This window comes from Streptomyces sp. NPDC015139 (assembly GCF_043079785.1).
Classification (GTDB): Bacteria; Actinomycetota; Actinomycetes; order Streptomycetales; family Streptomycetaceae; genus Streptomyces; species Streptomyces albidocamelliae.
On the sequence record NZ_JBIBUW010000010.1, the window covers coordinates 197430 to 216581 of the forward strand.

Annotated in this window: 18 protein-coding genes; 12 read left to right on the top strand and 6 right to left on the bottom strand. The window is 73.7% G+C overall.

Going from position 1 to position 19152, the window contains the following annotated elements:
* Positions 1–7 precede the first annotated feature (7 nt).
* Positions 8–1489, top strand: a complete 1482-nt coding sequence (locus ACF08B_RS26350) for a cytochrome P450 (protein ID WP_392319680.1) — start codon at positions 8–10, stop codon at positions 1487–1489.
* A 1-nt stretch (position 1490) separates the two neighbouring features.
* Here ACF08B_RS26350 and ACF08B_RS26355 read toward each other — a convergent pair whose 3' ends face one another.
* Positions 1491–2447, bottom strand: a complete 957-nt coding sequence (locus ACF08B_RS26355) for a pseudouridine synthase (protein ID WP_392319681.1) — start codon at positions 2445–2447, stop codon at positions 1491–1493.
* Between the two features lie 77 nt (positions 2448–2524).
* Between ACF08B_RS26355 and ACF08B_RS26360 the strand changes: the two genes are divergently transcribed.
* Together ACF08B_RS26360 and ACF08B_RS26365 are read left to right on the top strand one after the other, a co-directional pair.
* The gene (locus tag ACF08B_RS26360) at positions 2525–3106 is read left to right on the top strand and encodes a GNAT family N-acetyltransferase (RefSeq protein ID WP_392319682.1); all 582 of its coding nucleotides are present in this window, start codon (positions 2525–2527) and stop codon (positions 3104–3106) included.
* Between the two features lie 107 nt (positions 3107–3213).
* Positions 3214–4152 carry a 5'-nucleotidase gene (locus ACF08B_RS26365; RefSeq protein ID WP_093479067.1) on the top strand — a complete coding sequence of 313 codons (939 nt, stop codon included), beginning with the start codon at positions 3214–3216 and terminating at the stop codon, positions 4150–4152.
* An 11-nt stretch (positions 4153–4163) separates the two neighbouring features.
* On the opposite strand, the gene ACF08B_RS26370 is transcribed toward ACF08B_RS26365, so the two are convergent.
* A complete protein-coding gene (locus ACF08B_RS26370; protein WP_392319683.1) occupies positions 4164–5009 on the bottom strand; it encodes a siderophore-interacting protein in 846 nt (281 codons plus the stop codon).
* A 113-nt stretch (positions 5010–5122) separates the two neighbouring features.
* Positions 5123–6043 carry a 5'-3' exonuclease H3TH domain-containing protein gene (locus ACF08B_RS26375; protein ID WP_392319684.1) on the bottom strand — a complete coding sequence of 307 codons (921 nt, stop codon included), beginning with the start codon at positions 6041–6043 and terminating at the stop codon, positions 5123–5125.
* Between the two features lie 203 nt (positions 6044–6246).
* Between ACF08B_RS26375 and ACF08B_RS26380 the strand changes: the two genes are divergently transcribed.
* The 4 genes from ACF08B_RS26380 (at position 6247) to ACF08B_RS26395 (ending at position 10900) form a co-directional block, all read left to right on the top strand.
* The gene (locus tag ACF08B_RS26380) at positions 6247–7323 is read left to right on the top strand and encodes a glycine betaine/L-proline ABC transporter ATP-binding protein (protein ID WP_392319685.1); all 1077 of its coding nucleotides are present in this window, start codon (positions 6247–6249) and stop codon (positions 7321–7323) included.
* A complete protein-coding gene (locus ACF08B_RS26385; protein WP_392319686.1) occupies positions 7316–9130 on the top strand; it encodes an ABC transporter permease/substrate binding protein in 1815 nt (604 codons plus the stop codon). The genes ACF08B_RS26380 and ACF08B_RS26385 overlap by 8 nt, the downstream gene beginning before the upstream one ends.
* Positions 9131–9518: 388 nt before the next feature.
* Positions 9519–10091, top strand: a complete 573-nt coding sequence (locus ACF08B_RS26390; protein WP_392319687.1) for a helix-turn-helix domain-containing protein — start codon at positions 9519–9521, stop codon at positions 10089–10091.
* 32 nt (positions 10092–10123) lie between these two features.
* Positions 10124–10900 (top strand): helical backbone metal receptor, encoded by a 777-nt coding sequence (locus ACF08B_RS26395; RefSeq protein WP_392319806.1) that lies wholly within the window; start codon positions 10124–10126, stop codon positions 10898–10900.
* On the opposite strand, the gene ACF08B_RS26400 is transcribed toward ACF08B_RS26395, so the two are convergent.
* Complete coding sequence (locus ACF08B_RS26400; RefSeq protein ID WP_392319688.1) at positions 10812–11987, bottom strand: TDT family transporter; 1176 nt, start codon at positions 11985–11987, stop codon at positions 10812–10814. The genes ACF08B_RS26395 and ACF08B_RS26400 overlap by 89 nt on opposite strands.
* 70 nt (positions 11988–12057) lie before the next feature.
* On the opposite strand from ACF08B_RS26400, the gene ACF08B_RS26405 reads away from it, so the two are divergent.
* Together ACF08B_RS26405 and ACF08B_RS26410 are read left to right on the top strand one after the other, a co-directional pair.
* Positions 12058–12981 (top strand): LysR family transcriptional regulator, encoded by a 924-nt coding sequence (locus ACF08B_RS26405; RefSeq protein WP_093479076.1) that lies wholly within the window; start codon positions 12058–12060, stop codon positions 12979–12981.
* Between the two features lie 612 nt (positions 12982–13593).
* Positions 13594–14031, top strand: a complete 438-nt coding sequence (locus ACF08B_RS26410; RefSeq protein ID WP_392319807.1) for a phosphotransferase family protein — start codon at positions 13594–13596, stop codon at positions 14029–14031.
* Here ACF08B_RS26410 and ACF08B_RS26415 read toward each other — a convergent pair.
* The gene (locus ACF08B_RS26415; protein ID WP_392319689.1) at positions 14015–14701 is read right to left on the bottom strand and encodes a gamma-glutamyl-gamma-aminobutyrate hydrolase family protein; all 687 of its coding nucleotides are present in this window, start codon (positions 14699–14701) and stop codon (positions 14015–14017) included. The two genes, ACF08B_RS26410 and ACF08B_RS26415, sit on opposite strands and share 17 nt — an antisense overlap.
* A gap of 55 nt (positions 14702–14756) precedes the next feature.
* Entirely contained in the window at positions 14757–15467 is a 711-nt protein-coding gene (locus ACF08B_RS26420) for a FadR/GntR family transcriptional regulator (protein ID WP_093699036.1), read from the bottom strand.
* 137 nt (positions 15468–15604) lie between these two features.
* Here ACF08B_RS26420 and ACF08B_RS26425 point away from each other — a divergent pair, with 137 nt between their 5' ends.
* The 3 genes from ACF08B_RS26425 to ACF08B_RS26435 are packed head-to-tail and all read left to right on the top strand — an operon-like array spanning position 15605 to position 19145.
* Entirely contained in the window at positions 15605–16966 is a 1362-nt protein-coding gene (locus tag ACF08B_RS26425) for a glutamine synthetase family protein (RefSeq protein ID WP_392319690.1), read from the top strand.
* A 26-nt stretch (positions 16967–16992) separates the two neighbouring features.
* Positions 16993–18366 (top strand): aldehyde dehydrogenase family protein, encoded by a 1374-nt coding sequence (locus tag ACF08B_RS26430; protein WP_392319691.1) that lies wholly within the window; start codon positions 16993–16995, stop codon positions 18364–18366.
* Positions 18363–19145: a 3-oxoacyl-ACP reductase gene (locus tag ACF08B_RS26435; protein WP_392319692.1), complete on the top strand. Its 783-nt coding sequence runs from the start codon at positions 18363–18365 to the stop codon at positions 19143–19145. Before ACF08B_RS26430 ends, ACF08B_RS26435 begins: the two co-directional genes overlap by 4 nt.
* Positions 19146–19152: the final 7 nt, after the last annotated feature.

A 19152-nucleotide genomic window follows, 5' to 3' on the forward strand; every position in this document is an offset into this window, starting at 1 on the left:
GATCACTGTGACGCCTGAACCCCAATCCCTCACCGGCACAGACCCCACCCCCGGCCCGCCGCCCGGCTGCCCGGCGCACGGGCTCGGCCCCGGGGGACTGCACCGGCTCTACGGCCCCGACGCCGAGGACCTCGGCGACCTCTACGAGCGGCTGCGCGACCAGCACGGCCCCGTGGCCCCCGTACTGCTCCACGACGACGTACCGATGTGGGTGGTCCTCGGGCACGCCGAGAACCTGCAACTCGTGCGCAGTCCCTCGCAGTACACCCGCGACAGCCGTATCTGGACGCCGCTGCTGGACGGCGAGGTCAAGCCCGACCACCCGCTCATGCCGCACATCGCCTGGCAGCCGATCTGCTCGCACGCCGAGGGCGACGAGCACCAGCGGCTGCGGGCCGCCGTCACCGCGGCCATGTCGACCATCGACCACCGCAGCGTCCGCCGGCACATCGGCCGCTCCACGCAGGCCCTGGTCAACAGCTTCTGCGAGCGGGGCCGGGCCGACCTGGTCTCGCAGTTCGCCGAGCACCTGCCGATGGCCGTCCTGTGCGAGATCCTCGGCATGCCCGAGGAGTACAACGACCGGATGGTGCAGGCCGCCCGGGACGCGCTCAAGGGCACCGAGACCGCCATCCAGAGCCACACCTACGTCATGGACGCGCTGAGCCGGCTCACCACCCGGCGCCGCGCCCGGCCCGAGGACGACTTCACCAGTCACCTCATCACCCACCCGGCCGGACTCGGCGACGACGAGGTGCGCGAACATCTGCGCCTCGTCCTGTTCGCGGCCTACGAGGCCACCGCCAACCTGCTCGCCAACGCGCTGCGGATGGTCCTCACCGAGCCGGGTTTCCGCGCCCAGCTCAACGGCGGCCAGATGACCGTGCCCGAGGCGATCGAGCAGTCGCTGTGGGACGAACCGCCGTTCAGCACGGTCCTCGGCTACTACGCCAAGCAGGACACCGAGCTGGGAGGGCAGCGCATCCGCAAGGGCGACGGGCTGCTCTTCGCGCCCGCCCCGGGCAACCTCGACCCGCGCGTCCGCCCGGACCTGTCGGCGGGCATGCAGGGCAACCGGTCCCACCTGGCCTTCGGCGGCGGCCCGCACGAGTGCCCCGGCCAGGACATCGGCCGTGCCATCGCCGACGTCGGTGTCGACGCCCTGCTGACCCGGCTGCCGGACGTCCAGCTCGACTGCGCGGAGGACGACCTTCAGTGGCGGGCGTCCATCGCGTCCCGGCACCTGGTGGCGCTGCCGGTGCGGTTCGAACCCAAGCCGCAGCAGGACGTCGACCTGCCGCCGCGGGCCATGCCCCTGCCGCAGCAGCGCGCCGACTGGCAGGTCGGCACCCTGAGCAGCGACCCCGCCCCGGCCGCCGAACCGCTGCCCGCCCAGCGCCCCGCGCCGGACTTCGTCCCCGCGGCGGCCGCACCGGCCCGGCCCAAGGGCGTCTGGCAGCGGCTGCTGCACTGGTGGCGCGGCGAGTGACCTAGGGCTGTTCGCCGCCGGCCCAGGTGTCGTACGACGACCAGGCGCGGAGCACGCGGCCGCTGACGAACGCGTGCTCCGCCCCGGTGACCGGATCGGTGAACGCCAGCCTGCGCGCCAGCAGTTGCAGCGGGCGCCGGAAATCGCCGGGCGGCACCGGGCCGGTCACCTCCGGGTACAGCGGGTCGCCGAGGATGGGCACGCCCAGCGTGTTCAGGTGCACCCGCAGCTGATGCGTCTGCCCGGTCGCCGGGAGAAGCCGGTACCGGGCCAGCCGTTCCCGGTGGGCGGCGAGTTCCACGTACGTCTCGGCGTTGGGCTCGCCCTCGACCTCGCGCGCCGCCTGCACTCCACGCTCCTTCACGATCCGGCTGCGCACGGTGCGGGGGAGGCGCAGCGCGGGGTCGTGGGGCGCGATCGCCTCGTACTCCTTGCGGACCAGCCGGTCGGCGAACAGCGACTGGTACGCGCCGCGCTCCTCGGGCCGCACCGTGAACAGCACCAGACCGGCCGTCAGCCGGTCCAGGCGGTGCGCGGCCGACAGCGTCGGGATGCCCAATTCGTGCCGCAGCCGGGCCAGCGCGGTCTGCGCGACGTGCGAGCCGCGCGGGGTGGTGGCCAGGAAGTGCGGCTTGTCGGCCACGACGATGTGCGCGTCCCGGTACACCACCTCCACCGGGAACGGCACCGGCACCTCGGGGGGCAGCTCCCGGTGGAACCACACGTACATCCCCGGCTCGTACGGCGCGCCCGGCGCCACCGGCCGTCCGTCGGCGCCGACGATCAGCCCCGCGTCGAACATCCCCTCGACGACGCCGGGCCCGGCCCCCGTCAGCCGCTCCACCAGGTGCTCGCGCACGGTGGCCCACGCCCCGTCCATGGGGAGCCGCACCCGCACGGGGTCGACCCCGTCGCGCTGGGGGAGCGGGGCGGGCGGCGGCGGGGTACGGCGTCTCATCGGCTCCCAGGGTACGAGGGGGGCGGTGCGTGCCGAACCGGTGTGGGACGGGCCCCGCGGTGGGCAGGATGTGGATCATGCCGTTCCTCACCAGCCCGGTGCTGCCTCCCGGGACCCTCGCCCGTACCCCCCAGCCGGTCCTTCCCACCGGCGACGGCCTCCTGCTGCGCCCCTGGCGGCCCGGGGACGCGCCCGCCGTCCACGCCGCCTTCCAGGACCCCTCCCTCCACCAGTGGCACATCAGGTCCTGCGACTCCGAGGAGGAGGCCGCCGGCTGGATCGCGCAGTGGCGGGCGGCGTGGGAGGGCGAGCGAGAGGTCCAGTGGGCGGTCGTGGACGAGGCGACGGACGTGTTGCGGGGCCGGGTCGCGCTGCGTCAGATCCTGCTCGGTGACGGTGTCGCCGAGGTCGCCTACTGGACGGTCGCCCGGGCGCGCGGCCGGGGTGTCGCGGCCCGCGCCGCCACCGCCCTGAGCCGCTGGGCCCTCGAGGACATCGGCTTCCACCGGCTCGAACTCTTCCACGCCACCGCCAACCCGGCCTCCTGTCGGGTCGCCGAGAAGGCCGGCTTCGCCCTGGAGGGCACCAAGCGCAGCGCCCTGCTGCACCGGGACGGCTGGCACGACATGCACTTCCACGCCCGCGTGCGCGGCGACTGACGGCCGGCGCGGCCCGCGGGGCGGGCAGGCCTCGGGCATCGACCGCGGGTGCGAGGCGGGCCGTGTCATGATGACGGGTCGTTTCCCGTCGTCCCTGGGTGTCCCGCATGCCGGTGTTCGAGCTCGCCGACCGACTTGTCGTCGGGGTGGCCTCCAGTGCCCTGTTCGATCTGCGGGAGTCGGACGCGGTGTTCCGGGAGCAGGGGGAGGAGGCCTACCGGGCCCACCAGGAGGAGAACGTCGACCGCACGCTCCGCCCGGGGGTGGCCTTCGCCTTCGTCCGGCGGCTCTTGTCCCTGAACGACCTGAGCGAGCCCGGAGACCCGCTCGTCGAGGTGATCATCCTCTCCCGCAACGACCCCGACACCGGCCTGCGGGTCATGCGGTCGATCCAGGCGCACGGCCTGCCGATCAGCCGGGCCATCTTCCGTCAGGGACGCTCCCCGTATCCGTTCATGACGGCGCTGAACATGTCCCTGTTCCTGTCCGCCGACGGGGGCGACGTGCGCGAGGCCGTCGCCGCGGGGCTGCCGGCCGGGCATGTGCTGGGGTCGGCGTACGCGGACGACCCCGCCGACCGGGACCTGCGCATCGCCTTCGACTTCGACGGCGTGCTCGCGAGCGACGCCGCGGAGCAGGTGTTCCAGTCCGGCGGTCTGGAGGAGTTCCGCGCGCACGAGGCCCGTAACGCGGCCACCCCGCACGACCCCGGGCCCCTGCGCGACTTCCTCGCGGGGGTGAACCGCATCCAGTTGCGTGAGGAGGAGCGGCGCAGGAGCGATCCCGGCTACGAGATGCGCGTCCACGTCTCCATCGTGACCGCCCGCAACGCGCCCGCGCACGAGCGTGCCGTGCGCAGCCTCAAGGAGTGGGGCGTACGGGTCAACGACGCCTTCTTCCTCGGCGGCATAGACAAGGGGGCGGTCATGAAGGTGCTGAACCCGCACATCTTCTTCGACGACCAGGTGACCCACCTGGAGAGCACGTCCCGGACCACGCCCAGCGTGCACGTCCCGTTCGGCAGGATCAACGAGACGGCGCCCTGAGCGCGGAGGGCTCACGCGGCGGCGGCGCCGCCCTCCTGCTCGGCCTCGATGCGGGCGTTCCAGTCCCGCTTGGAGGCCTGCCAGCCGTCCTCGTTGTGGCCGAGCCGCCAGTAGCCGGAGATCGACAGATCCTCGCGCGGGATCCCGAGGTCCATGCGGAGCAACCGGCGCAGCTCCTTGACGAAGCCCGCCTCGCCGTGCACGAAGGCGTGCGGCCGGCCCGCCGGGAAGTCCAGCGCCCGTACGGCCTCCAGCAGGGCCTCGCCGACCGGGCGGGTCCCGCGGTGCAGCCACACGACCTCCACCTCGGAGTCGATCTTCTGCTCCTCCTCGGGGCCGGACACCTCGACGAAGGCGTGCGCGCGGGCGCCGGCGGGCAGCGTCTCCAGGGCGCGGGCGATCGCGGGCAGCGCGCTCTCGTCGCCGGCGAGCAGGTGCCAGTCGGCGTCCGGGGCGGGCGCGTAGGCGCCACCGGGGCCCATGAAGCGGACCGGGTCACCGGGCCGTACGCGGGTGGCCCACGGTCCGGCCAGGCCCTCGTCGCCGTGGATCACGAAGTCCAGGGTCAGTTCCCGGTGTTCCGGGTCGAAGGCGCGCACGGTGTAGGTCCGGGTCACCGGCCATTGCTCGCGGGGGAACTCCGCGCGGATGCGCTCGAGGTCGAAGGGCTCGGGGTAGGTCACGCCGGGCGGCCCGAACAGCAGCTTCACGTAGTGGTCGGTGCAGGTGTCCGCGGCGAATCCGGCGAGGCCCTCGCCGCCCAGCACCACACGCTGCATGTGCGGGGTGAGGCGTTCGGTGCGCACAACCTGGGCGGTATGGGCCCTGCGCGGCTTACGTCCCGGGCGCTCTGCCATCACGGCCTCCTGCGAGATTGGTTAGGTTTACCTAAGTTAGCACCTCGCTCCGGGTGAACACCTCCCTCCCGAGGGCTCGGTGGGAGCCCTTTGCCGGAATATTTCCCACTGGGTCACTCCGCGAGCGTGCCCAGCAGCCGTTGCAGGGAGCCGCCCAGGCCCCAGCGCTTCGCCAGGTCCTCCAGTGCCGCCGGGTCGCGCGGGGTGTGCGGCAGGGCGGTGTCGACGTCCGGCAGCGGCACGTCGCCGGCCACCCGGACCACCTTCGGCGCGACCGCGACGTACGGCCGGGCCTCGGTGAGCCGCTTGCGCTGCGACGGCGTGAGCTTCGCCCGTGGGTCGTCGACCGCCGCCATGATCCCGGCCAGGTCGCCGAACTCGGCGAGCAGTTTGGCGGCCGTCTTCTCGCCGATGCCGGCCACGCCCGGCAGGCCGTCGCTCGGGTCGCCGCGCAGCAGCGCGAGATCCGCGTACCCCCGCCCGTCGACGCCATACTTCTCGCGCAGCGCCGCCTCGTCGGTCAGCTGCAACGTGCCGACGCCCTTGACCGGGTACAACACCCGGATCCCGCGCCCGTCGTCGACCAGCTGGTACAGGTCGCGGTCGCCGGTGACGATGTCGACCGGGCCGTCGGCGCGGGCGGTGAAGGTGCCGATCACGTCGTCCGCCTCGTACCCCGCGACCCCGACGCGGGCGATGCCGATCGCGTCCAGGACGTCCTCGATGACCGGCACCTGCGGGGAGAGGGTGTCCGGCACCTCCTCCTCGTCCGGGCCGACCTCGTGCTCCTCGGCCACCCGGTGCGCCTTGTAGGTGGGGATCAGGTCGACCCGCCACTGCGGGCGCCAGTCGGCGTCCATGCAGGCGACCAGCCTGTCCGGGCGGTGGTCCTTCACCAGGCGGTCGATGAAGTCCAGCAGCCCGCGCACGGCGTTCACGGGCGTGCCGTCGGGCGCCTTCACGGAGTCCGGGACGCCGAAGTAGGCGCGGAAGTACAGCGAGGCGGTGTCGAGGAGCATCAGTCGTCCGGTCACGCTCGCATCATGCCGTACGGCACCGACAGCGGTCCCGCGCGCCGGAACGAGTTGCGTGCTGCGCATCGCCGTGAGCCCCGCCACTTGTGCGTTTGTCCTGGTCGGACGGGGGGAGGTGCGGTTCTCGGAGCGAGGCTGTTGCACTTTTCAACTGTTCACGGCCGTTCGTCTCCTGTTCCTGTCCCCGGAGACGAGAGGTACGCGTGCGAGCCAGGCTTGAGGCGGAGCACCTGTTCAAGGTGTTCGGCAGACGACCGGACGCAGCAGTGGAAGCCCTGAAGCAGGGCACCGACCGGGAGGATCTGCGCGCGGACGGCACGACCGCCGCAGTGATCGACGCGTCCTTCGGGGTGGAGGCCGGCGAGATCTTCGTCGTCATGGGGCTGTCGGGCTCCGGGAAGTCCACCCTCCTGCGCATGCTCAACGGCCTGCTGGAGCCGACCGCGGGCACCGTCCGCTTCGACGGGCAGGACCTGACCGGGCTCGCCGACCGCGAGCTGCGCGAGCTGCGGTCGAAGAAGATCAGCATGGTCTTCCAGCACTTCGCGCTGTTCCCGCACCGCAGCGTCCGCGACAACGCCGCCTACGGCCTGGAAGTGCAGGGCGTGCCCCGCGCCGAGCGCGGACGCCGCGCCGACGAGGCGCTCGCCCTGTGCGGCCTGGCCGGCTGGGAGACGTCCTGGCCCGACGAGCTGTCCGGCGGCATGCAGCAGCGCGTCGGCCTGGCCCGCGCGCTCGCCACCGACGCCGACCTGCTGCTGATGGACGAGTCCTTCAGCGCCCTGGACCCGCTCATCCGGCGGGACATGCAGGACCAGCTGCTGGAGCTGCAGAAGACGCTGAAGAAGACGATCGTCTTCATCACCCACGACCTCAACGAGGCGATGCGGCTCGGCGACCGCATCGCCGTCATGCGCGACGGCCGCATCGTGCAGACCGGCACGGCCGAGGACATCCTGCTGCGCCCCGCGAACGACTACGTCGCCTCCTTCATCCAGGACGTCGACCGCTCCCGCGTGCTGACCGCCGCCGCCGTGATGGACACCGCCCTGCGCGGCGACGAGGCCGACTGCGACTGCGAGACCGCGGCACCCGGCACGCCGTTCACCGAGCTGTGCGCGATCAGCGCCCGGCTCAGCCACCCCGTCGCCGTCGTCGACGGCGACGGCACCCTCGTCGGCGTCGTGCCCCGGCAGCGCCTGGTCGGCTTCCTCGGCGACGAGACGAACGAGCCCGCGGTGTGCGGCGACAGCCCGAAGAAGGTGACCGCCCGTGCCTAGGCTGCCCCTCGGCGACTGGGTCGACTCCGGTGTGAACTGGCTCGTCGACCACTTCTCCTGGCTCTTCGACGCCGTCAAGGCGGTCATGGAGGGCATGTACGACGGCATCGACGCCGTGCTCACCGCGCCCGCACCGCTGCTGATGGCCGGCATCCTCGCCGTCGTCGCCTGGTGGCTGCGCGGCCTGCTCGCCGGTGTCCTGGCCTTCGCCGGATTCGCGCTGGTCGACTCGCTCGACCTGTGGGACCGCGCCATGTCCACGCTCGCGCTGGTCCTCGTGGCGACCGTGATCGCCCTGGTGATCTCGCTGCCGCTGGGCATCTGGGCGGCCCGGTCCAAGGCGGTCAGCGCGGCCGTACGGCCCGTGCTGGACCTTCTGCAGACCATGCCGTCGATGGTGCTGCTGATCCCGGCCATGCTCTTCTTCGGCCTGGGCACCGCCGCCGGTGTGGTCGCCACCCTGATCTTCGCGCTCGCCCCCGGCGTCCGTATGACCGAGCTGGGCATCCGCCAGGTCGACGCCGAACTGGTCGAGGCGGCGGAGGCGTTCGGCACCACTCCGCGCAACACCCTGTGGCGCGTGCAGCTGCCGCTCGCCCTGCCGACCATCATGGCCGGCGTCAACCAGGTGATCATGCTGGGCCTGTCCATGGTCGTCATTGCGGGCATGGTCGGCACCGGCGGCCTCGGCGGCGCCGTCAACGAGGCCATCGGCCAGCTCGACATCGGCTACGGCTTCGAGGCGGGCGTCGGCATCGTCGTCCTCGCCATCTACCTGGACCGGATCACCGGCGCGCTCGGCACCCAGCTGTCCCCGCTGAGCCGCCGGGCCGCCGCGAAGGCCCCCACGCGCGCGTGGTCGTACCGCCCCCGGCCGGCGGTGGCCCTCGCCGGTGTGGTGATCCTCGCCCTCGTCGCGGGCGGGCTCGGCATCTTCGGCGACTCCGCCGGCACCTCCGAGGCCTCCGGCACCGACGTCGGCAAGGGCAGGGAGATCAAGATCGGCTACATCCCCTGGGACGAGGGCATCGCCTCCACCTTCCTCTGGAAGGAGCTCCTGGAGGAGCGCGGGTTCAAGGTGACCACCACCCAGTACGCGGCCGGCCCCCTCTACACCGGCCTCGCCACCGGCCAGCTCGACTTCGAGACCGACTCCTGGCTGCCCACCACGCACGCCGAGTACTGGCGGAAGTACGGCAAGCAGCTCGACGATCTCGGCAAGTGGTACGGCCCCACCTCGCTGGAGCTGACCGTCCCGTCCTACGTCAAGGACGTGAACTCCCTGGCGGACCTGAAGGCCCACTCCTCCGAGTTCGGCGGGAAGATCGTCGGCATCGAGCCCAGCGCGGGCATGATGGGCCTGCTCAAGGACAAGGTGCTGGGGGCGTACGGCCTGAAGGGCGACTACGAGGTGATCGACGGCTCCACGCCGGCGATGCTCGCCGAGCTCAAGCGCGCCTATGCCAAGAAGCAGCCGGTCGTCGTCACCCTCTGGTCGCCGCACTGGGCCTACAGCGACTACGGCCTGAAGAAGCTGAAGGACCCGAAGGGCGCCTGGGGCAGGGGCGACGGCGTGCACACGCTCGCCCGCAAGGGCTTCGCCGCCGACAATCCCGAGGTCGGCCGCTGGCTGGAGGACTTCTCCATGACCGAGAAGCAGCTCACCGGCCTGGAGGCGGGGATCCAGAAGACCGGCAAGGGCAAGGAGCAGGACGCCGTGCGCGACTGGCTCAAGCGCAACCCGGGCCTGGTCGACAAGTGGGCCCCGGTCGCCAAGGGCGGCACCGACAGCCAGGCGGCCGGGTGACCTGACGGGCCCGGACCGCCTGCCGAGGGGCGGACAGCACCGTACGACGGCGGCTGTCCGCCCCTCTCGGCTTCCCGGCCCCGCCGATCCGCCTACGGAAGCGATTCGGCCAATCACACCACGTGATGACCATGGGTGCGGGCGGAGCGCCGCCTCCCGGTCGGGCGGCGTATTCACGTCCGGTGCAGGCGTGTTCCGGCCGGGCGCGCGCCCGCGACGGGGTGGCGCGAACCGTGAGGGTGCGCTCCCATGCGCATGTCAGCAATATGGCAGCCGCGTGAAACGGTTTGCCGAACATGCGTAGGGTGCAGAGAAGTCATCGGAAGAGGCATGCCTCCCGGCGAGCACCCGGAGAGCGGCACGACGAGCGAGGGAGGGAGCCGAGGCGATGGGCGACCACAAAGAGCAGCAGCCCGTGCGGGTGGGCGCGGCCGTCCGGCGGCGCCGCCGTGCCCTGGAGCTGACCCTCGCGGGCCTCGCCGAGCGCACCGGACTGTCGGTGCCCTTCCTCAGCCAGGTCGAGAACGACAAGGCCCGCCCCAGCCGCAGTTCCCTGGAGAAGCTGGCCGACGCCCTGCGCACCACGGCCGTGGAACTCCTCGCCGCCGCCGACCCCGCCGCCAGCGTGGACGTCGTCCGTGCCGAATCGGTCGCGGACGGCGACTTCGCGCCGCGCACGCGCTCCCTGGTGCGCGGCCACCACCAGCTGCACGCCTCCGAGTTCACCGGCGACCACGACGCCGGCCGCGAGTTCCAGCACCGCAACGACGAGCTGATGTACGTCGCCGACGGTGCCGTGGAGATCGAGGCCGAGGGCCGCGCCCACCGCCTCGGCCGCGGCGACACCCTGTACCTGACCGGTGGCGTGCGGCACCGCTGGCGGGCCACCGTCCCGGACACCAGGATCATCGTGGTCGCGGTCGCCGAGCACATCGAGGCGGTCAAGGACAGGTCGCGCTGACGTTCCGCGCGGACAGGAGGGCGTGACCCGTGGTGGACCCCGGGACCGTCGGCGGTGGCCGGCCGGGCGGCTCCCCGCGCCCTGCCGCGGCGCGGGTCGTCTCCCTGGTGCCGTCCCTGACCGAGGCGGTGGCCGAGACCCTGCCCGGAGCCCTCGTCGGCGCCACGGACTGGTGCAGCCGTCCGGCGGACCTGGCGGTCACCCGGATCGGCGGGACGAAGAACCCGGCGGTCGACCGGATCCTCGCCCTCGCCCCCGACCTCATCGTCGCCAACGAGGAGGAGAACCGCGCCCCCGACCTGGACGCGCTGCGCGCGGCCGGCCTGACCGTGCTGGTCACCGAGGTGCGGACGGTGCCGCAGGCCTTCACGGAGCTGGACCGGGTGCTGACCGCGTGCGGGGCGCGGAGCCGCCCCCGCTGGCTGGACGAGGCGGAGGCGGCCTGGGCCGCGCTGCCGGAGCCGTCCGGCCGCACCACGGCGGTCGTCCCGATCTGGCGGCGCCCCTGGATGGTCCTCGGCCGTGACACCTTCGCCGGGGACGTCCTGACCCGCCTCGGCGTCGACCACCGCTACGCCGGCCATTCCGAGCGCTACCCCCGTGTCCCCCTGGAGGAGCTGCGTGCCGCGGCCCCGGACCTGGTCGTCCTCCCCGACGAGCCCTACCGGTTCACCGCCGAGGACGGCCCGGAGGCCTTCCCCGGGCTGCCCTGCGCGCTGGTCAGCGGACGGCACCTGACCTGGTACGGCCCCTCACTGGCGCGGGCGCCGCGGGTGCTGGCCCGGGCCCTGCGGGCAGCGCGCCGCTGAGCAGTCCGCGCACAGTGCCGGAGGCGGCCGCGAGCCAGGCCGCCACCAGCACGGCGTACAGGCCGACGGCGAGGGCGCCGTACGCCGTGAGACCGGTGTGCCGGGCGAGGGCCGCGGCCCCGGTGACACAGGTGCCGACCGGGAAGGTGAACGCCCACCAGGTCATCGAGAACCCCATGCCGTGCCGCCGGGCCCGCACCACGTGGGCGGTCGCGAACGCCAGCCACAGCAGCGCGAACCCCATGACCGGCACCCCGTACAGCACGGCGAACACCTCCAGACCGCGCGCGTACGGGGCCGGTACGGCACCGGGAGCGGCCTCCGCGATCAGCGCGACCGCGGTGGTGGACTGCCCGAGCGGGCCGAGCACCAGGAACAGGGTCGGGGCGAGCGCGAGCGGCGGCGGGCCCGAGGTGACCAGCCGGGCGAAGACCAGCGGCAGCATCAGCAGCGTGGCGAACAGGCTCAGCCCGAACAGCGCCAGGCAGGCCAGCAGCAGGGTCTCGCGGGGCTGCCCCGGCGGCAGGTGCGGAACGAGCAGCGGGCCGACGGCGGCCGACACCATGGGGGCGACCACCGGCAGCAGCCAGACCGGACCGGCCTGGGACGGCTCGACGCGGTGCCGTACGGCCATCAGGTACGGGACGGCCACGGCGGCGGCCAGCCCGACCACCGTGCCCGCGGTGAACAGCACCGAGCCCAGCACCACGGCGGCCGCGCTGCCGAGCAGGGGTCGCCCGGCCGTCATGGCACCGCCGCCCACCGCCAGCAGGGCCATCGCCAGACAGCCGTAGAAGGGCGCCGCCGCCGGGTCCAGCAGATCGCCGCGGGCTCGGTCCCGGTGGCGGGCCCGGCGCAGCGCCCGGGCTGCCAGCAGGGTCACCAGCGCGACCAGCGACAGCACCCAGAACCCCGCCAGGGGCGTGCGCAGGCCCTCCGGATGCCCGGGCAGCGCGGCACCGGCCGAACCGATGACGGCGGTGCCCATGACGGACGCGTACCAGTTGGGCCCGAGGTGCCCGAGGCGGGCCGGGCACGGGCCGGCGGAGGCGACGGAGGCGGGCGGGGGCGGGGCTACGGTGACCATGGCTCCACGCTCCCGCCGCCGTCCCGGCCTGACCAGGGAGTTCCTCCCTATGAGGGCATAAGCTTGTCTTATGAGCGAGTCGGAGGGGCAGCGCGAGCGCGGACAGTCGCTGGCACACCGGGTTCCCGATCTGGCCGGGCTGGAGCTGCTGCTGGCGGTGGCGCGGCTGGGCAGTCTCGGCGCGGCCGCGCGGGAGGTCGGCATCACCCAGCCGGCCGCGAGCAGCCGGCTGCGCTCCATGGAACGGCAGCTGGGCGTCGCGCTGGTCGACCGCTCGCCACGCGGCTCCCGGCTCACCGACGCGGGCGCCCTGGTGACGGACTGGGCCCGCCGGGTCGTGGAGGCGGCGGCCGCGTTCGACGCCGGCGCGCGTGCCCTGCGGGACCGGCGGGACTCGCGCCTCAGGGTCGCGGCCAGCATGACCATCGCCGAGTACCTGCTGCCCGGCTGGCTCCTCGCGCTGCACGCCGAGCGCCCCGACACGGCCGTCTCGCTGCTCGCGGGCAACTCGGCGAAGGTCGCCGAGCTGCTGCTGGCCGGCGAGGCGGACCTCGGCTTCGTGGAGGGGCTGACGGTGCCGACCGGCCTGGACTCCGTGGTCATCGCCCATGACCGGCTGATCGTCGTCACCGCCCCGGGTCACCCCTGGGCCCGCCGCCGGCGCCCGCTGACCCCCGAGGAGCTCGCGGCGACCCCGCTGATCCTGCGCGAGCGCGGATCCGGCACCCGGCAGGTGCTGGACGCGGCGCTCGGCGGCCTCGCCCGCCCCCTGCTCGAACTCTCCTCCACCACGGCGGTCAAGGCCTCGGCGGTCACCGGCGCGGGCCCGTCGGTGCTGAGCGAACTGGCGGTGGGGGAGGAGCTAGCGATGCGGCGCCTGGTGAGCATCCCGGTGGAGGGCGTCTCCCTGCGCCGTGACCTGCGTGCGGTCTGGCCCACGGGCCACCGCCCGGCGGGCCCGGCCCGCGAACTGCTGTCGCTGACGCGCGGTTGAGGCGTGCGGGCGCCCGGCGGCGACCCCCGGGTGGGAGTGTGTCACCCGGCGGAAAACGCTTGGCCGGGCGTCGGTCCGCTCCGTCATCATGATCGGCATGACTCTCACCGCCCCGCCCGCCACCGGCGTCCGCGCCCCCTGGGAAGACCTGCCGCGTGCCGTGCGGGACGCGGTCGGCGGGGTGCTCGGGGCGCCGGTCGTCCGCGCCGTGACCCAGAGCGGCGGCTTCTCGCCGGGCGTGGCCGCGCGGGTGCGCACCGCGGCCGGCGGCACCGGCTTCGTCAAGGCGGTGAGCGCCGCGGCCAACCCGGACAGCCCCGCGCTGCACCGCAGGGAGGCGCGGATCGCCGACGCGCTCCCGGCCGGCGTGCCCGCGCCCCGGCTGCTCGGGTCCTACGACGACGGCACCTGGGTCGCCCTGGTCTTCGAGGAGGTGACGGGGCGCCAGCCGCACGTGCCCTGGCAGCCGGCGGAGCTGCGCCGGGTGCTGGACGCCGTCACCCTCCTCGCCCGCACCGCCGGCCGGGCGCCGCTCGTCGCCCCGCCCGTGGGTGAGGCCCTGGCCGACGTCTTCACCGGCTGGCGCGCACTCGCCGACCACGGGCCGACGACCTGCGGGGCGGACTCGGCGCATGGGCCGCGGCCCACCTGCCGGAGCTCGCCGCGCTGGAGGCCCGGTGGGCGAAGGGCGCGGCCGGGGACACCCTGGCCCACGGCGACCTCCGCGCGGACAACGTCCTGTTGACGGCCGACGGCCGCGTCGTCCTCGTGGACTGGCCGCACGCCGTGCGGGCCGCCGCCTGGTTCGACCTGCTGGTGATGCTGCCGTGCGTGCGGGCCCAGGGCGGGCCCGACCCCGAGGAGGTGTTCACCGCGCACCCGCTCGGCCGCGCGGCGGACCGGGACGCGGTGACCGCCGCGCTGGCCGCCCTCACCGGCTACTTCCTGCGCGGTTCGCTGAAGCCCGCCCCGCCCGGACTGCCCACCCTGCGGCCCTTCCAGCGGGTCCAGGGCGAGGCCGCCCTGGCCTGGCTCAGGAGGCGGCTGTGACCAGGGCCCGCATCACCCGCAGGTCCTCGCCCATCTCCGGATGCCACTGGACGCCCAGCACCCAGCCCCGCTCCCGCGGCAGCTCGACCGCCTCCACGGTGCCGTCCGCCGCGTAGGCCGACGGCACGAGCCCCGCGCCGAGGGTCTCCACCGCCTGGTGGTGGTACGTCGGCACCGTCACCTCCTCCGGGACGATCCCCGCGTACAGGGTGCCCGGCACCGGCTTCACCGGGTGGCCGCCGAACACGCCGACCACCTCCGCGTGCCCGTCCAGGTGCTGCACGAGGGTCCCGCCGAGGGCCACGTTCAGCAGCTGCATGCCCCGGCAGACGCCGAGCAGCGGCACGCCCGCCGTCAGGGCCGCGTCGATCAGGGCCAGCTCCCAGGTGTCCCGCTCGTGCGCCGGCGGCCCCGTGCGCGGCGAGCGGTCGGCGCCGTAGCGGGCGGGATCGACGTCCGGGCCGCCCGCGATCACCAGCCCGTCCAGGCGGGCGACGGCGGCCGCCGCGTGCGCGGGAGCGTCCGGCGGCAGCATCGCCGCCAGTGCCCCGGCGCGCTGCACCAGCCGGGGATAGGCGGCCGGCAGCAGCGCCGCCGCCAGCTCCCAGACGCCCCAGCGCGCACCGGCCTCCAGGTAGGTGCTCACACCGATCAGCGGTCGTACGGTCATGCTGCCCTTCCCGGAGAGCTCAAAGGTGCCCACGCACACCTTTGCAGAAGCGGGCTCAGGTCAGGAAGCCCCGCAGCAGGGCCGCCGTGCCCGCGCAGTGCTCGCGCATCATCTCCCGCGCGCCGTCAGCGTCGCCGTCCAGCACCGCCTCCACCAGCGCGGTGTGCTGGCGCTGGGAGTGCTCCAGGTTGCGCACCAGCAGCGGGATGCAGTCCAGCAGGTCGTTGACCGTGGCCCGGACGGCCGCGTACTGGGCGGTCAGCGACGGCGAACCGCACAGCTCGGCGAGCGTCAGGTGCAGCAGCGTGTCCTGCCGCCGGTAGTCGGCGAGCGGCGCCTCGTGCGTACGGTGCAGCGCCTCCCGGAGCCGGCCGGCCCGCGCGTCCGTCAGCCCGTGCGCCGCGCACAGCCCGGCCGCCCCCACCTCCAGCACCTCGCGGAAGCGCAGCACGTCCTCGACGTCGACCCCGGCGACGCGCCGCCGCAGCTCGTCCTCGCCGCCCGCGTCCGCGCGCGGCAGCACGAACGTTCCGCCGTACCGCCCGCGCCGCGCCTCCACCAGCCCCTGGTCCTGCAGCACCTTCAGCACCTCGCGCAGGGTCACCCGGCTGATCCCGAGCCGCTCCGCCAGCTCCCGCTCGGCGGGCAGCCGCTCGCCGCCCGGCACCAGGCCCAGCCGGACGACCTGGAGGATCTGCTCCAGTGCCTCCTCGAAGCCGTTGCCCGCCCGCACCGGCCGCAGCACCGGAGCGAGGCGGTCGCCGATCCCCCCGGTGCCCGCCCGCTGCCACTCCGTCTCCCGCGACACCCGCCGTACCCCCTTCCCAAGCAATGGTTCTGAGCAATACCTTATGGCTCCCGGCCCGGCCGAAGAGGCGCGAAGGCGCCGAAGGAGGCTCTCCCGTGGCAGACCGCACAGCCCCGCTCAGCGTCGAGGAACTGCACGCCCTCGTCGCGGGCGGTGAGATCGACACTGTCGTGCTGGCCTTCCCCGACATGCAAGGGCGTCTCCAGGGCAAGCGGTTCGCGGCCCGCTTCTTCCTGGACGAGGTCCTGCACCACGGCACCGAGGGCTGCAACTACCTCCTCGCCGTCGACACCGAGATGAACACCGTGGACGGCTACGCGATGTCCTCCTGGGACCGCGGCTACGGCGACTTCGCCATGCACCCCGACCCGTCCACCCTGCGCCGCATCCCCTGGCACCCCGGCACGGCGCTGCTCGTCGCCGACCTCGCCTGGAACGACGGCTCCCCGGTGGTCGCCGCCCCGCGCCAGATCCTGCGCCGCCAGCTCGACCGCCTCGCCGGTCTCGGCCTCACCGCCCAGGTCGGCACCGAGCTGGAGTTCATCGTCTTCAAGGACACCTACGAGCAGGCCTGGAACGCGAACTACCGCGGCCTGACCCCGGCCAACCAGTACAACATCGACTACTCCGTCCTCGGCACCGGCCGCATCGAGCCCCTGCTGCGCCGCCTGCGCAACGACATGGCAGGCGCCGGCCTCACCGTCGAGTCCGCCAAGGGCGAGTGCAACCCCGGCCAGCACGAGATCGCCTTCCGCTACGACGAGGCCCTCGTCACCTGCGACCAGCACGCCCTGTACAAGACCGGCGCCAAGGAGATCGCCGCCCAGGAAGGCGTCTCGATCACCTTCATGGCCAAGTACGACGAGCGCGAGGGCAACTCCTGCCACATCCACCTCTCGCTCGCCGACGCCGACGGCGCCAACGCCATGGCCGACGACGAGGGCGGCATGTCGGAGGTCATGCGGCACTTCCTCGCAGGCCAGCTCGCCGCACTGCGCGACTTCTCGCTCCTCTACGCGCCGAACGTCAACTCCTACAAGCGCTTCCAGCCCGGCTCCTTCGCCCCGACCGCCGTCGCCTGGGGCCACGACAACCGCACCTGCGCCCTGCGGGTCGTCGGCCACGGCCGCTCCCTGCGCTTCGAGAACCGCCTCCCCGGCGGCGACGTCAACCCCTACCTCGCCGTCGCCGGACTCGTCGCGGCCGGCCTGCACGGCATCGAGCAGAAACTCGAACTCCCCGAGCCGTGCCCCGGCAACGCCTACACCGCCGACTTCGAGCACGTCCCGACCACCCTGCGGGAGGCCGCCGGACTCTGGGAGAACAGCCCTCTCGCGAAGGCGGCGTTCGGCGAGGAGGTGGTGGCCCACTACCGCAACATGGCGCGCGTCGAACTGGACGCCTTCGACGCCGCGGTCACCGACTGGGAGCTGCGCCGCTCCTTCGAACGCCTGTGATGCGAACGCCCGTGAAAGGTCACCACGTGTCCGATCCGCACGAGCTGACGGTCCTCAACCCCGCCACCGAGGAGACCGTCGCCACCGTCCCCGCGGCGAGCGCCGAGGACGTCGGCGCCGCCGTCGTACGCGCCGTACGCGCCCAGACCCGGTGGGCCGCCCTCGCCCCCGCCGACCGGGCCCGGCTGCTCCGCCGGTTCGCCGACACCGTCGACGCCCACCTGGAGGAACTCGCCCAGCTGGAGGTCCGTGAGGCCGGCCACACCGTCGGCAACGCCCGCTGGGAGGCCGGCAACGCCCGCGACCTGCTCCTGTACGCGGCCGGCGGGGCCGAACGTCTGCTCGGCGCGCAGATCCCGGCCCCCGGCGGCTTCAACGTCACCTTCCACGAACCCCTGGGCGTCGTCGGCGTCATCGCGCCCTGGAACTTCCCGATGCCGATCGCCGCCTGGGGCTCCTTCCCGGCACTGGCGGCGGGCAACGCGGTCGTCCTCAAGCCCGCCGAGACCACCCCGCTCACCGCGCTCCGCCTCGCCGAACTCGCCCTGGACGCGGGCCTGCCCGAGCACGTGTTCCAGGTGCTGCCCGGCCACGGCCACATCGCCGGACGCGCCCTCGTGGACCACCCCGACGTCGCCAAGATCGTGTTCACGGGCTCCACGACCACCGGCCGCGAGGTCATGGAGCGCTGCGCCCGCCTGGTCAAGCCGGTCACCCTGGAACTCGGCGGCAAGAGCCCCAACGTGGTCTTCGCCGACGCCGACCTGGAAGCCGCCCTCGACCCCTTCTCCTTCCTGGACAACTCCGGCCAGGACTGCTGCGCCCGCACCCGCGTCCTGGTGCAGGAGACGGTGTTCGAGGAGGCCCGGGAGTTCCTCGCCGACGCGCTGGCCGCCGTCGTCGTGGGCGACCCGGCCGACGGCAAGACGCAGATGGGCCCGCTGATCTCCCGGCAGCAGCTGGACCGCGTCCGCTCCTACGTCCCCGAGGACGCCCCGGCCCTGCGCGGCACCGCCCCCGAAGGCCCCGGATTCTGGTTCCCGCCGACCGTCCTCACCGGGGAACGGGAGGACGGCCGGGCCGCCCGCGAGGAGATCTTCGGCCCCGTCGCCGTCCTCCTGCCCTTCGCCGACGAGGCCGACGCCGTCCGCCTCGCCAACGACACCCCCTACGGCCTCTCCGGCTCCGTCTTCACCCGCGACCTGGGCCGCGCCCTGCGCGTCTCGCGGGCCGTCCGCGCGGGCAACCTGTCCGTCAACTCCCACTCCAGCGTCCGCTACTGGACCCCGTTCGGCGGCTTCAAGCAGTCCGGCCTCGGCCGGGAACTCGGCCCCGACGCCCTGACCGCCTTCACCGAGACCAAGAACGTCTTCATCAGCACGGAGGGCCCCGCACAGTGACCGACACCACCGTCTGCCGCCGCCTGGTCGGCCGTACCGCCGTCGTCACCGGAGCCGGCAGCGGCATCGGCCTCGCCGCCGCCCGCCGGCTCGCGTCCGAGGGCGCCCACGTGGTCTGCGCCGACGTGGACGAGACCCGGGGCAAGGCCGCGGCCGAAGAGATCGGCGGCCTCTTCGTGAAGGCCGACGTCACCGACCCCGAGCAGGTCGATGCCCTCTTCAGGGCCGCCCACGACACCTACGGCAGCGTCGACATCGCCTTCAACAACGCCGGCATCTCCCCGCCCGACGACGACTCCATCCTGGAGACCGGACTGGACGCCTGGAAGCGCGTCCAGGAGGTCAACCTCACCTCCGTCTACCTGTGCTGCAAGGCCGCCATCCCCTACATGCGCCGCCAGGGCAGGGGCTCCATCATCAACACCGCGTCCTTCGTGGCCCGGATGGGCGCGGCCACCTCGCAGATCTCGTACACCGCCTCCAAGGGCGGCGTGCTGGCCATGTCCCGCGAACTGGGCGTGCAGTTCGCCCGCGAGGGCATCCGGGTGAACGCCCTGTGCCCCGGCCCGGTCAACACCCCCCTGCTCCAGGAGCTGTTCGCCAAGGATCCGGAACGGGCCGCCCGCCGCCTCGTCCACATCCCCGTCGGCCGGTTCGCCGAGGCCGAGGAGATCGCCGCCGCCGTCGCCTTCCTCGCCAGCGACGACTCCTCCTTCGTCAACGCCACCGACTTCCTGGTGGACGGCGGGATCTCCGGCGCGTACGTCACCCCGCTGTAGGGGACGA

Coding starts and splice junctions, on each gene's coding strand:
- ACF08B_RS26355 (WP_392319681.1), bottom strand. CDS start 2,447: ATGAGACGCCGTACCCCGCCGCCGCCCGCCCCGCTCCCCCAGCGCGAC.
- ACF08B_RS26360 (WP_392319682.1), top strand. CDS start 2,525: ATGCCGTTCCTCACCAGCCCGGTGCTGCCTCCCGGGACCCTCGCCCGT.
- ACF08B_RS26365 (WP_093479067.1), top strand. CDS start 3,214: ATGCCGGTGTTCGAGCTCGCCGACCGACTTGTCGTCGGGGTGGCCTCC.
- ACF08B_RS26370 (WP_392319683.1), bottom strand. CDS start 5,009: ATGGCAGAGCGCCCGGGACGTAAGCCGCGCAGGGCCCATACCGCCCAG.
- ACF08B_RS26390 (WP_392319687.1), top strand. CDS start 9,519: ATGGGCGACCACAAAGAGCAGCAGCCCGTGCGGGTGGGCGCGGCCGTC.
- ACF08B_RS26400 (WP_392319688.1), bottom strand. CDS start 11,987: ATGGTCACCGTAGCCCCGCCCCCGCCCGCCTCCGTCGCCTCCGCCGGC.
- ACF08B_RS26405 (WP_093479076.1), top strand. CDS start 12,058: ATGAGCGAGTCGGAGGGGCAGCGCGAGCGCGGACAGTCGCTGGCACAC.
- ACF08B_RS26415 (WP_392319689.1), bottom strand. CDS start 14,701: ATGACCGTACGACCGCTGATCGGTGTGAGCACCTACCTGGAGGCCGGT.